The organism is Streptomyces auratus (assembly GCF_050433025.1).
Classification (GTDB): Bacteria; Actinomycetota; Actinomycetes; order Streptomycetales; family Streptomycetaceae; genus Streptomyces; species Streptomyces sioyaensis.
Genome location: NZ_JBNGCB010000001.1, coordinates 1,386,219 through 1,397,441 on the forward strand (window position 1 = coordinate 1,386,219; position 11,223 = coordinate 1,397,441).

10 protein-coding genes are annotated in these 11,223 nt (G+C 71.6%); 1 reads left to right on the forward strand and 9 read right to left on the reverse strand.

Annotated elements, in window-relative coordinates; all coding sequences use genetic code 11:
- Positions 1 to 192: 192 nt before the first annotated feature.
- Positions 193 to 963: a DUF5995 family protein gene (locus BKA18_RS05815; protein WP_374205545.1), complete on the forward strand. Its 771-nt coding sequence runs from the start codon at positions 193 to 195 to the stop codon at positions 961 to 963.
- A 101-nt stretch (positions 964 to 1,064) separates the two neighbouring features.
- Here the strand turns inward: BKA18_RS05815 and BKA18_RS05820 are convergent, their stop codons facing one another.
- The 9 genes from BKA18_RS05820 to rpe all read right to left on the reverse strand — a co-directional run bounded on the left by BKA18_RS05820 (position 1,065) and on the right by rpe (position 11,203).
- Positions 1,065 to 2,765 (reverse strand): flavin monoamine oxidase family protein, encoded by a 1,701-nt coding sequence (locus BKA18_RS05820; protein WP_366045237.1) that lies wholly within the window; start codon positions 2,763 to 2,765, stop codon positions 1,065 to 1,067.
- Between the two features lie 116 nt (positions 2,766 to 2,881).
- Positions 2,882 to 3,697, reverse strand: coding sequence for a carbon-nitrogen hydrolase family protein (locus BKA18_RS05825; protein ID WP_366045238.1), 816 nt, complete (start codon positions 3,695 to 3,697; stop codon positions 2,882 to 2,884).
- A gap of 565 nt (positions 3,698 to 4,262) precedes the next feature.
- On the reverse strand, positions 4,263 to 4,718 hold the full coding sequence (locus BKA18_RS05830; protein ID WP_006607431.1) for an Lrp/AsnC family transcriptional regulator: 456 nt from the start codon (positions 4,716 to 4,718) through the stop codon (positions 4,263 to 4,265).
- 10 nt (positions 4,719 to 4,728) lie between these two features.
- A complete protein-coding gene (locus BKA18_RS05835; RefSeq protein ID WP_429638185.1) occupies positions 4,729 to 6,201 on the reverse strand; it encodes an amino acid permease in 1,473 nt (490 codons plus the stop codon).
- 378 nt (positions 6,202 to 6,579) lie between these two features.
- Positions 6,580 to 8,043: a GuaB1 family IMP dehydrogenase-related protein gene (locus BKA18_RS05840; protein ID WP_040901658.1), complete on the reverse strand. Its 1,464-nt coding sequence runs from the start codon at positions 8,041 to 8,043 to the stop codon at positions 6,580 to 6,582.
- A gap of 217 nt (positions 8,044 to 8,260) precedes the next feature.
- Complete coding sequence (locus BKA18_RS05845) at positions 8,261 to 8,704, reverse strand: barstar family protein (protein WP_366045239.1); 444 nt, start codon at positions 8,702 to 8,704, stop codon at positions 8,261 to 8,263.
- Positions 8,701 to 9,168 (reverse strand): guanyl-specific ribonuclease, encoded by a 468-nt coding sequence (locus tag BKA18_RS05850; protein ID WP_366045240.1) that lies wholly within the window; start codon positions 9,166 to 9,168, stop codon positions 8,701 to 8,703. Before BKA18_RS05850 ends, BKA18_RS05845 begins: the two co-directional genes overlap by 4 nt.
- Positions 9,169 to 9,284: 116 nt before the next feature.
- Entirely contained in the window at positions 9,285 to 10,301 is a 1,017-nt protein-coding gene (locus BKA18_RS05855) for a sugar-binding transcriptional regulator (protein WP_040901660.1), read from the reverse strand.
- Positions 10,302 to 10,519: 218 nt separating this feature from the next.
- Positions 10,520 to 11,203, reverse strand: a complete 684-nt coding sequence (gene rpe, locus BKA18_RS05860) for a ribulose-phosphate 3-epimerase (RefSeq protein WP_093482199.1) — start codon at positions 11,201 to 11,203, stop codon at positions 10,520 to 10,522.
- Between the last annotated feature and the right edge of the window lie 20 nt (positions 11,204 to 11,223).

The following is an 11,223-nucleotide window of genomic DNA, read 5'->3' on the forward strand; positions in this document are numbered from 1 at the left end:
GATTCATAGTCGAACGCCTGCGTCTGGACAAACCGAGGCCCGGTCCGGTGCAGACCTCCGTACTGGAGGCAGGGGCGGCCGCGCCGCGTCGGGCGCACCGTTCCACAAGAGGGCGCGCCGTTCGTTACCCCGTATCGGTCAACGGTCACCACGATCCCGCGAGATCCGTAACTGCGGTGTCACGCTGAGTGCATGACGACGACTCGGCACCCTGCCCCGCACCCTGATGTCCACCGGCGGCCGGACCCGGCCGAAGGGCCCGCCGCAAGGCCGCCCACCGGTGCGGAAACCGCGGCCGCCGCGGAGCTGGCGGAGGTGCTGGCCCGGATGCGGGCGCTCGCCGCGGCGCTGCCCGCCGAGGACGGCGTGGCCGTCTTCAACGGGGTCTATCTGGCCGTCACCGAGGCGGTGGCGGGGCGTATCGGGGACGGTACGTTCCAGGACCCGGCGGCCGCGGGCGAGCTGGACCGCTGCTTTGCGCGGCGGTACTTCGCCGCGGTGGACGCCGCGACCGCCGGGCTGCGGCCGCCGGCCTGCTGGCGTCCGCTCTTCCAGCTGCGCCGGCACCCGGGCGTGCATCCACTGCAGTTCGCACTGGCCGGGATCAACGCCCACATCGGCCACGACCTGGCATTGGCGGTGCTGGACACCTGCCGGGTGCTGGAGTGCGAACCGGCCGCGCTGGAGACCGACTTCGAGCGGGTCGGCGGGGTGCTGACGAGCCTGGAGGAGCGGATCCGGGAGCGGCTGATGCCCGGCCCCGATGTGCTGGACGTCGCCGATCCGCTGACGCATCTGATCGGCTCGTGGAGCCTGGACAAGGCCAGGGACGGCGCCTGGGTGGCGGCCCGTGCCCTGTGGAGCGTCCGCCGGCTGCCGGATGTCACCGAGGAACTCATCGAACGCCTCGACGCCGGGGTGGGCCTGGTCGGACGGATGCTGCTGACCCCGCTGCCGGGCTGATCCCGCGGCCGCCGCCGGGGCCGCCCCTCCCGTCACCCCGTCCCGACGCCCCGGTACGGGCCGTTCCTGCCGACAGACAGGAACGGCCCCGTCAACTCCCTCTAGTCCTCCGGCAGCTCCACCGGTGCGATCTCGTCGTACACATCGCCCGGGCCCGGGTTCGTCGCGTCCGTCGTGCCGCCGAAGTGGTGCATGACGCCCCACACCGCGTTGAGTGCGGTCTGTACCGCGCCCTCGGCCCAGCCCGCCGTCCAGGAGATGTCGTCGCCCGCGAGGAACAGGCCGCGCTTGTCCTCGGGGAGCCGGTCCTGCATGAAGTGCGTGAACAGGCGCCGCTGGTAGCGGTAGTGGCCGGGCAGGTTCGCCTTGAAGGCGCCCATGAAGTACGGCTCGTTCTCCCAGGACACGGTGACCGGGTTGCCGATGATGTGCTTGCGGATGTCGACCTTCGGATAGATCTCCGAGAGCGACTTCAGCATGACCTCCATCCGCTCGTTCGCCTCCAGCGGCAGCCACTTGAGGCTGTCGTCGCACCAGGTGTAGGAGAGGCAGATGACGGCGGGTTCGTCCGGGCCGTTGTCGAGCAGATACGTCCCGCGGGTCATCCGGTCCGTCAGCGTCATCGACATGACATCCCGGCCGGTGTCCTCGTCCTTGTCGAGCCAGAACGGCCGGTCGACGGGCACGAAGAGCTTGCTGGACTCCATGTAGTGGGTGCGCTCCATCGCCGTCCAGTGGTCGATGGGGAACAGCGAGTCGTCGCAGGCGATCTTGCTCAGCAGCATCCAGGACTGCGCGGTGAAGACGGCGGCCTCGTAGGTGCGGATGTCGCCGTCGGCGTCGGTGACGGTGATGCGGTTGCCGGCGGTGCGGTTCAGGCGGGTCACCGCGGGCCGGGGCGCGCCGTCGTGCAGCGACGAGAGCGAGGTGCCCGACGCCCAGTGCACGATCTTCTGCGGCTCGCGCTCCCACAGGCGCAGCGGCAGCTGCTGGCTGCCGCCGACGATGCCGCGGTGGTGGTCGTCGGCCTCGGTGTAGACGACCCGCAGGATCTCCAGGATGGAGTTGGGGAAGTCGGTGTCCCAGCCGCCGGTGCCGAAGCCGACCTGGCCGAAGATCTCCCGGTGGCGGAAGGACTTGAAGGCCGTCGAGTCGCAGAGGTAGCCGTAGAAGGTCTGGTTGTCGAGCTTCTCGACGAGCCGGGACCAGATCTCGCGGATGCGCGGGACGTCGCGCTCGCGGATCGCCTGGTTCATGTCGGAGAAGTCCGCGCCCTCTTCCAGGCAGGCGTTCCAGGCGTCCATGACCTGGTGGTAGACCTCGGGGAGGTCCTCGACCGTACGCGCGTAGTGGGACTCGCCCTTGAGGTCGACGACGGTCGACGGGGTGTCCGCGGCCAGCGGGTTCGGGAACGGCGTGGTCGTCAGGCCCACCAGGTCGATGTAGTGCTGGAGCGCCGTCGAGGACGGCGGGAAGCGCATCGCGCCCATCTCGGCGGTCAGGCCCGCCGCTTCGGACGGGGTGCCCTCGAAGCCGACGGTGCGCAGCCGCCCGCCTATCTGGTCGGCCTCGTAGACGACGGGCCGAAGGCCCATCTTCATCAGCTCATAGGCGGTGATGATGCCCGAGAGGCCGCCGCCGATGACCGCGACCTCCTTGCCGTGCTCGGTCGCGGGGACCTGGCCCAGGCCCGCCGGGTGGGCGAGGAAGTCGTCATAGGCGTACGGGAAGTCCGGGCCGAACATGGTGATCGGGGGCTGGGCATCCGCGTGGTGGGCGGCGGTGGGCACCGTGGACGTCATCGGGACGGACTCCTTGCAGACAGGGCACAGCAGGCAGGGCTGTACAGGCCGGCGGGACCGGCCTGCGGCGGGGCAGGGGGAACCAGCAGAACGAGGGGGCGGGCGGATCGGGTGAGTCAGGTCAGCGGGCCGTACAGCTCCGGCCGCCGGTCGTGCAGATACGGGTTGTCCACCCGGGATTCCTTCAGGAAGGCGGGGTCGACCTCGGCCCGCACCAGCTGTTCGGTGCGGCCGGCGCGGGTGCGTACGACACCGTCGGGGCCGGCCAGGCAGCTGAGGCCGACGAACTCGAACTCGCCCTCCGCGCCGACCCGGTTGACGTACGCGACGTACATCTGGTTCTCGAAGGCGCGGACCGGGATGACGGACTCGGCGACGAACTGGAAGGGGTGCATCTGCGCGGTGGGCACCAGCAGCAGATCGGTGCCGGCCAGCGCATGGGCCCGGACGTTCTCCGGGAACTCCACGTCGTAGCAGATCATGACGCCGATCCGGAGGCCGCCCAGGTCGGCCTGGACGACGGCCTGCTCGCCCGGGGTGAACCACTCACGCTCGAAGCAGCCGAAGAGATGGGTCTTGCGGTAGTTCGCCAGCCGCTCGCCCTCGGGGCCGATGAGCTGCGCCGAGTTGTAGACGGCGGCGCTGTCCCGCTCGTCGTGGGCGGCGCGCTCGGGGTAGCCGTAGAGCACCGCGATGCCGTGTGCGGCGGCGATCTCCGCGATGGCCCGGGCGCTGTCGCCGTCGGCGGTCTCGGCGAGGCGCTGGACACCGTCGCCGATGGCATAGCCGGTCAGGAAGAGCTCCGGGCAGGCGAGCAGTCCGGCGCCGGTCGCGGCCGCCGTGCGGGCCGCGTCGTCGAGGATCCGCAGGTTGTGCGCGACATCGCCGGGCCGTCCCGAACTCTGGAGCAGGGCCGTGTGCAGCGACGTCATGGGATCCCTCGGCGAGGTGGTGCGGGTGGACGCATTGACGGTACGGGCCGCCGGGGATGCGGGACAAGGCGCCACCGTTGCGCGCCGATGGACGATTCATTGCGTGTTCACGAGAGTATGCGGTGATTCGTTGCGCGCCGCCGAGGCCGGGGCAGCCGATCGCCGCCTCCGCGGTCCGCAGCAGGGAAGCCGCCGGTCAGCGTACGGATGCCGGGGCGGCCGGGCCTGCCCCGCCCGCCGTAGCCGGCACCGACCCGGGACGCGGCCGCGCAGCCTGATCCCCCGACGAGGACCGGCCTGCGGCGTTCAGTCCCGCCCAGGCGCCTCGCCTCGGGCACGGGGCACGGCGCCGCGGGGGCCACCGCGTTCACCGACGCCATGGCGCTGGGCTACCGGATCGCGGCGGGAGTGGTGCTGGTGGTGGGCGTCGCCGTGGCGTCCGGTCTGCGCAGCAGGGCGGGGGCCGACCGGAGCGGGGCTTGACCTCCCTCGGGTACGAGGCAGCAGCCCCGCCTGGCGGGGGTCTGAGGAGCAGGGGCTCCCGAGGGGCGGGGCCACGGCCCGATCAGCGCGGCGCCCCCGAGCCGTACCGGCGCAGCAGCGGCGAGAGCACCAGCACGGACTTGGTCCGCTCCACGAACGGTTCGCCGGCGATCCGCTCCAGTACCCGCTCGAAGTGCCGCATGTCGGCGGCGAAAACCTGGACGATGGCGTCCGCCTCACCGGTGACGGTGGAGGCGGACGCCACTTCCGGGTAGCGCGACAGACCGCGGTGGATCGCCTCGGGCGAGGTGTTCCGGCGGCAGTAGAGCTCGATGACCCCTTCGGTCTCCCAGCCGAGTGCGGCCGGGTCCACCCGTACGGTGAAGCCGGTGATCGCGCCGTCCGCCCGCAGCCGGTCCACCCGGCGTTTGACGGCCGGCGCGGAGAGTCCGACCTCCTGGCCGATGTCGGCGTAGCTGCGGCGGGCGTCCTCGGCGAGGGCGTGGACGATGCGTTCGTCGAGATCGTTCAGTCGCACTGCGGGTGGATCACTTCTCTGCGGTGGCCAATCGGGAGCGGCGCATGCCGTATCCGAAGTAGACCACAAGGCCCACGACCAACCAGGCACCGAAGACGACCCAGGTCACGACGTCGAGGCTGCCCATCATGTAGAGGCACAGCAGGAAGCCGATCGCCGGGAACAGCGGCGAGAGCGGGGTGCGGAAGCTGCGCGGCATGTCGGGCCGGGTGCGGCGCAGCACGATCACCGCGACATTGACCAGCGCGAAGGCGAACAGGGTGCCGATGCTGGTGGCGTCGGCCAGCTGGCCCAGCGGCACCGCCGCGGCGAGCACCCCGCAGAACAGCGACACGATCACGGTGTTGGCGCGCGGCGCCCCGCTCTTGGGGTGCACCTTGGAGAACACCTTCGGCACCAGCCCGTCCCGGGACATCGCGAAGAGGATGCGGGTCTGGCCGTAGAGCACGGTCAGCACGACGCTGGCGATGGCGATGACCGCGCCGAAGGCGAGCAGCACGGCCCAGAAGCTCTGGCCGGTGACGTCCTTCATGATCCCGGCCAGCGCGGCCTCCGAGCCCTTGAACTTCTGCCAGGGCATGGCACCCACGGCGATGGCCGCGACCAGGCAGTACAGCGCGGTGACGATCACCAGCGAGAGCATGATCGCGCGCGGCATGTCGCGCTGCGGGTTCTTGGCCTCCTCGCCCGCGGTGGAGGCGGCATCGAAGCCGATGTACGAGAAGAACAGGGTCGCGCCGGCGGCACTGACGCCCGCCATGCCCATCGGCATGAAGTTCGCGTAGTTGCCCGAGCGCACGCCCTGGAGCGCGACGCCGCAGAACAGCAGCAGCGCGACGATCTTGACAACGACCATGATCGTGTTGGCCCGGGCGCTCTCCTTGGCCCCGCCCAGCAGGAACACCATCGCCAGCAGCACGACCACGAGCGCCGGCAGGTTGAAGATGCCACCGTCGCCGGGCGGCTGGGACAGCGCGTCCGGGATGGTGAAGCCGAAGACGCCGTCGAGGAGCTCGTTCAGATACTGGCCCCAGCCCACCGCGACGGCCGCGACCGAGACGCCGTACTCCAGGATCAGGCACCAGCCGCAGACCCAGGCGATCAGCTCGCCGAGGGTGGCGTAGGCGTAGGAGTAGGAGGATCCGGAGACCGGGATGGAGCCGGCCAGCTCCGCGTAGGACAGCGCGGAGAACAGGGCGGTGATCCCGGCGAGGACGAAGGACAGGATGACCGCGGGCCCGGCGTCCGGCACGGCCTCGCCGAGGACGACGAAGATGCCGGTGCCGAGCGTGGCGCCGATGCTGATCATGGTCAGCTGCCACATGCCCATGGAGCGGCGGAGCTCTCCCCCCTGCCCCTTGCCGCCCTCGGCCACCAGCCGCTCGACGGGCTTGCGCCGCATCAGCCGGGTGCCGAGTCCTCCGGGGGAGGGCGGTCCGGGGTCGCCGACCCCTGCGGGCGGGGCTGCGCCGTGCTCCAACACTGAAGTGGCTCCTTTTTCGCTGCCGATCGATGACGTACGGATGAGACGGCGACCGGCAGCGGTCGGTAGAAGGGCATGCCGAAGCACACCGCAGCAGGAGACCGCCGAGCAGGCGGTCCCCGCCACTCCACGTACAGCGCTTGACCTTACGGGCCGCCGCTGACCTGCCGTAATGCAGGTTCCTTGCGTAACCGCGGATGATCGTTGCGCACCGGCGCGGCGGACGATGGTTCGTTGCGCGCCAGGGTGAGATCGTAACGGCCGCCTCCGGATGGGCCGCGAACCGGGTCCGATGGTTCCGGATACGCCACCGGCCCCGCACCGGGTCGGTGCGGGGCCGGTCAACGGCGCGCGGAGCCCTTTACGGCTCCTCGGCGGTCAGCTCCAGCTGTCGTGGAGCGGCTTGCCCTCGGCGTAGCCGGCGGCGCTCTGCACGCCGATCACGGCCTTCTCGGCGAACTCCGCCAGGGAGGCGGCGCCCGCGTAGGTGCAGGAGCTGCGGAGGCCCGCGATGATCGAGTCGATCTGGTCCTCGACGCCGGGACGCGCCTGGTCGATGAACATCCGGGAGGTGGAGATGCCCTCCTCGAAGAGTCCCTTGCGGGCCCGGTCGTAGGCCGACTCCTCGCTGGTGCGGCTGCGCACCGCACGCGCGGAGGCCATCCCGAAGCTCTCCTTGTACGGCCGGCCGTCGGCGGTGTGCTGGAGGTCGCCGGGCGATTCCAGGGTGCCGGCGAACCAGGAGCCGATCATGACGTTGGACGCGCCGGCGGCCAGCGCCATCGCGACATCGCGGGGGTGGCGCACCCCGCCGTCGGCCCAGACGTGCTTGCCGTACTTCCTGGCCTCGGCGGCGCACTCCAGCACCGCGGAGAACTGCGGCCGGCCGACACCGGTCATCATGCGGGTGGTGCACATCGCGCCCGGTCCCACGCCGACCTTGATGATGTCCGCGCCGGCGTCGATCAGATCGCGGACGCCCTCGGCGGCGACGATGTTGCCCGCCACGATCGGGACCTGCGGGTCCAGCGCGCGGACCGCCTTGATCGCGCTGATCATCGACTCCTGGTGACCGTGCGCGGTGTCCACGACGAGCGTGTCCACACCGGCGTCCAGCAGCGACTTCGCCCGCCCGGCGACATCGCCGTTGATGCCGACGGCGGCCGCGATCCGCAGCTTGCCGTTGGCGTCCGTGGCGGGGGTGTACAGGGTGGCGCGGAGCGCGCCCTTGCGGGTGAGGATGCCGATCAGCATGCCGTCGGCGTCGACCGCGGGCGCGAGCTTGCGGTTGGCGGCGTCGAGGCGGTTGAAGGCCTCCCGCGGGTCGATGTCGGCGTCCAGGACCAGCAGGTCCCTGGACATGACCTCGGCGACCTGGGTGAAGCGGTCCACCCCGGCCAGATCGTGCTCGGTGACCACACCGACCGGGCGGCCGCCCTCGACGACGATGCCCGCGCCGTGCGCCCGCTTGGGCAGCAGCGCCAGGGCGTCGGCGACGGTCGCGACCGGGGACAGCACGATCGGCGTGTCCAGGACCAGATGGCGGCGCTTGACCCAGGTCACGACGTCGGTGACGACATCGAGCGGGATGTCCTGCGGGATCACGACCAGGCCGCCACGGCGGGCCACGGTCTCGGCCATCCGGCGGCCGGCGATCGCCGTCATGTTGGCGACCACGAGCGGAATGGTGGTGCCGGTCCCGTCGTGGGAGGACAGATCCACGCCCTGGCGGGAGCCCACGGCGGAGCGGCCGGGCACCATGAACACATCGTCGTAGGTCAGGTCGTAGGGCACCGAAGAACTCTCTTCGAGCGCGCCGTTCTTCGGATTCAGGAATCGCATATGGCCAGGATACGGGCCCTGACCAGGGCTCATGTGATTGTCTGAGGTATTTGCCAGTCGTGTGTGCGATCCCCCAAAGGGCCCGTGCAGCACCCGGCGCCCCAGGCCGGCCGGGTGCTCCGCGCGCCTCCCGGCCCCCGCGGCACGGCCCCCGCGGCACGGCCCCCGCCGGAACGCGGCAGGTCACGGCACGGCCCGGCCGCCAAATGCCCCGCCGCTAGGCGCCCTGCCGGGCCCGGCACCTGACCATGATCACGGCCAGGCCGGTGTCCGTGTCCCGCCAGTACCCCACCGCGTCCGCCAGGATGCCCTCGACGACGCTCCAGTCCTCCGGGGCCGCGGCGGCATAGCCCTGCCAGCCGGTCACGACCAGCAGCCGGCCGCGGCCGGCGGGGCACCAGGACAGATCGGTCAGGCAGTCGGCGAGCGCGTCCCAGTTGCGACCGAACCAGTCCGGCAGCCGCAGCGAGCGGGCGCACCGGTCCATGAACGCGGCCTTGTCCACGACCCCGTCCAGGTCCAGTGACGTCCCCGACCAGCCGGCGTCCCGCGCGGCCGCCAGCGCCTCCACGACCGAGCGCTCCGCGGGCCAGGGCAGCACCCCGGGAGGCGTACTGCCGTCGAGCACCGCCGCGAGCGGCCGGGGCACAGAACCCGTCATCGGAGCACCGCCTTGAAGGTCTGGTAGTGGTCGTCGGTGTAGTACGTCTCATGGCTCTCGCCGGTGACGATCCGGCGGGCTCCGCGGTCCGGCGAGCCGGGCGTGCGGACCGTGTACTCGTGGTAATGACCGCGCGGCTGACGGGGCAGCAACCGCTCGCGGTTGCCGAAGACGGTCCCGTCCTGCCGGTACGGGAAGGGCCCGCCGGCGTCGATGATCCGCAGGGTTACTCGCGCCTGGGAGGGCAGCTGGGCGACGGTGACGACCGGCATGCCCCGCGCCCATGCCGGTGCCTTGGTGGCACCCGGCGAACCGGCGGCGGCCGTGGCGGTGGCACCCGGCGATCCCTGCGAACTCCCGTTGCCGGCACCGCTCGTGGCACACCCGGTCAGAACGAGGAGCAGCCCGGCGAGCAGCGCACCGAGCAGCGCGGCGGCGCGGGGCACGGCGGAGCGGATCACCATGGCGCCGATGCTGTCACAGGCCCGCGCGGGCCGCTCGCCGGTGACCGCACCGGGGTGGGGCCGGGCATCCGGCAGCAGCTACCACAGGCGCCCGCGGCGGCACGTTTCCGCGCGGGTCACGCCCCGTCGGGATCCGCGCGGTCCAGTGCGGGGCGCGGCCCGGGGCCGGTCTCCAGCAGCAGGTGGTCGGCGGCGGCGGTGTCCGTGACCAGGCTTGTCACCAGTCCGGAGCGCAGCACCGCGCCGATCGCGTCGGCCTTGCGCCGGCCGCCGGCGATGGCGACGACCTCCGGGATACGGCGCAGTCGGTCCGCCTCGACGGTGATGCACCGCTCGCCGAGGTCCCGGCCGATCCGCCGCCCCTCGGCGTCGAAGAGGTGCGCCGACATCTCGGCGGCCGCACCCAGCGAGGCGTAGTGCTCCCGCTCCTGCTCCGAGAGCATGTCGTAGACGGTCGAGACGCCCGGCTCCCAGGAACCGATGGAGACGCAGGCGACGGTGACCTTGTCGAAGTATTCGAAGGCGCGGGCGATCCCGGTCTGCCGGCGCAGCGCCTCGGCGGTCGCCGAATCGGGCAGCAGCATCGGTGCGTAGATCGGGTGCGCCTCACCGCCGGAGACATCGGCCGCGCGGCGCACCGCCTCGACCGAGCCGCGGTCGGCGGTGCCCGCGTCGTAGACACCGGTCAACTGGACGACGGTGCAGGGCGGGAGGCGGTGCAGGGCCGCCGCCATGTGAATCGTCGACCGGCCCCAGGCCAGCCCGAGCACATCGCCCTCGTTGACCAGCTCGCCGAGCAGATCGGCGGCCACTTCGCCGAGGTTCTCCGGGTCGGCGGCGTCATCGGGCGGGTTCTGACCGCCGAAGGCGGGGGGAGCGTCCGCGGGCGACTCGACGACCACCGCGTGCCGCAGGCCGTAGCGGGCCCGCAGGGCGTCGGAGCGCTCGGCGTCCAGCTCGGAGGGCACCCGGATCTCGATCCGTACGAGATCGCGTTCCAGTGCCGTCTCCAGCACCCGCGCGACCTTGAACCGGCTGACGCCGAATTCCTCCGCGATCTGGATCTTCGACTTTCCCTCAAGATAGAAACGGCGGGCCATGGCCGCAGCCTGCACCAGCTCGGCAGGGCCCATTCCGGACTGTGGGCGGCTGGCTACCACGAAATTCTCCCCTTTTGCGCATCTGATCGAGTCTTTGCTCATCCTTTCAGAAACCCGGGGGCAACGGGGACCATGACCGCCCCGACCCACGTGAACGCTCGGTGGCGCCACGGACAAGCGACGGCACGGCCGCGCCACGGAGCCGCCGCGGCCTGCGGCGGCCGGACCGCCCGCCCCCGTTTCCGGGAATATCAGTGCGCGCAGCCCCAGCCCGCCGCCGCGGTCGCCGTCTCCGCCTTCTCCCGGAGATCCCGGACCGCCTTCGCCGGGTCGTCCGCGCTGTACACCGCCGAGCCCGCCACGAAGACATCGGCGCCCGCCTCCGCACAGCGCTCGATGGTGGCCGCCGAGACCCCGCCGTCGACCTGCAGCCACATTTCCAGGCCGTGCCGGGAGATCAGCTCACGGGTCCGGCGGATCTTGGGCAGCATGATGTCCAGGAACGCCTGGCCGCCGAAGCCGGGCTCCACGGTCATGATCAGCAACATGTCGAGCTCGGGCAGCAGGTCCTCGTACGGCTCGATGGGCGTGGCCGGCTTCAGCGCCATCGAGGCCCGCGCCCCCTTGGCCCGGATCTCCCGCGCCAGCCGCACCGGCGCGGCCGCCGCCTCCACATGAAAGGTGACCGAACCGGCCCCTGCCTCGATGTACTGCGGTGCCCAGCGGTCCGGGTCCTCGATCATCAGATGCAGATCGAGGGGGGTGTCCGTCGCCTTGCTCAGCGACTCGACGACGGGCACGCCGAGGGTGAGGTTCGGGACGAAGTGGTTGTCCATCACGTCGACATGGAGCCAGTCGGCGCCCTCGACCGCCTTCGCCTCCTCGGCGAGCCGGGCGAAGTCCGCGGACAGGATGCTGGGGTTGATCAAGGCCATGCCCCCAGTATGGCCTGCGG

Coding starts and splice junctions, on each gene's coding strand:
- BKA18_RS05815 (WP_374205545.1), top strand. CDS start 193: ATGACGACGACTCGGCACCCTGCCCCGCACCCTGATGTCCACCGGCGG.
- BKA18_RS05820 (WP_366045237.1), bottom strand. CDS start 2,765: ATGACGTCCACGGTGCCCACCGCCGCCCACCACGCGGATGCCCAGCCC.
- BKA18_RS05825 (WP_366045238.1), bottom strand. CDS start 3,697: ATGACGTCGCTGCACACGGCCCTGCTCCAGAGTTCGGGACGGCCCGGC.
- BKA18_RS05840 (WP_040901658.1), bottom strand. CDS start 8,043: ATGCGATTCCTGAATCCGAAGAACGGCGCGCTCGAAGAGAGTTCTTCG.
- BKA18_RS05845 (WP_366045239.1), bottom strand. CDS start 8,704: ATGACGGGTTCTGTGCCCCGGCCGCTCGCGGCGGTGCTCGACGGCAGT.
- BKA18_RS05850 (WP_366045240.1), bottom strand. CDS start 9,168: ATGGTGATCCGCTCCGCCGTGCCCCGCGCCGCCGCGCTGCTCGGTGCG.
- BKA18_RS05855 (WP_040901660.1), bottom strand. CDS start 10,301: ATGGGCCCTGCCGAGCTGGTGCAGGCTGCGGCCATGGCCCGCCGTTTC.
- rpe (WP_093482199.1), bottom strand. CDS start 11,203: ATGGCCTTGATCAACCCCAGCATCCTGTCCGCGGACTTCGCCCGGCTC.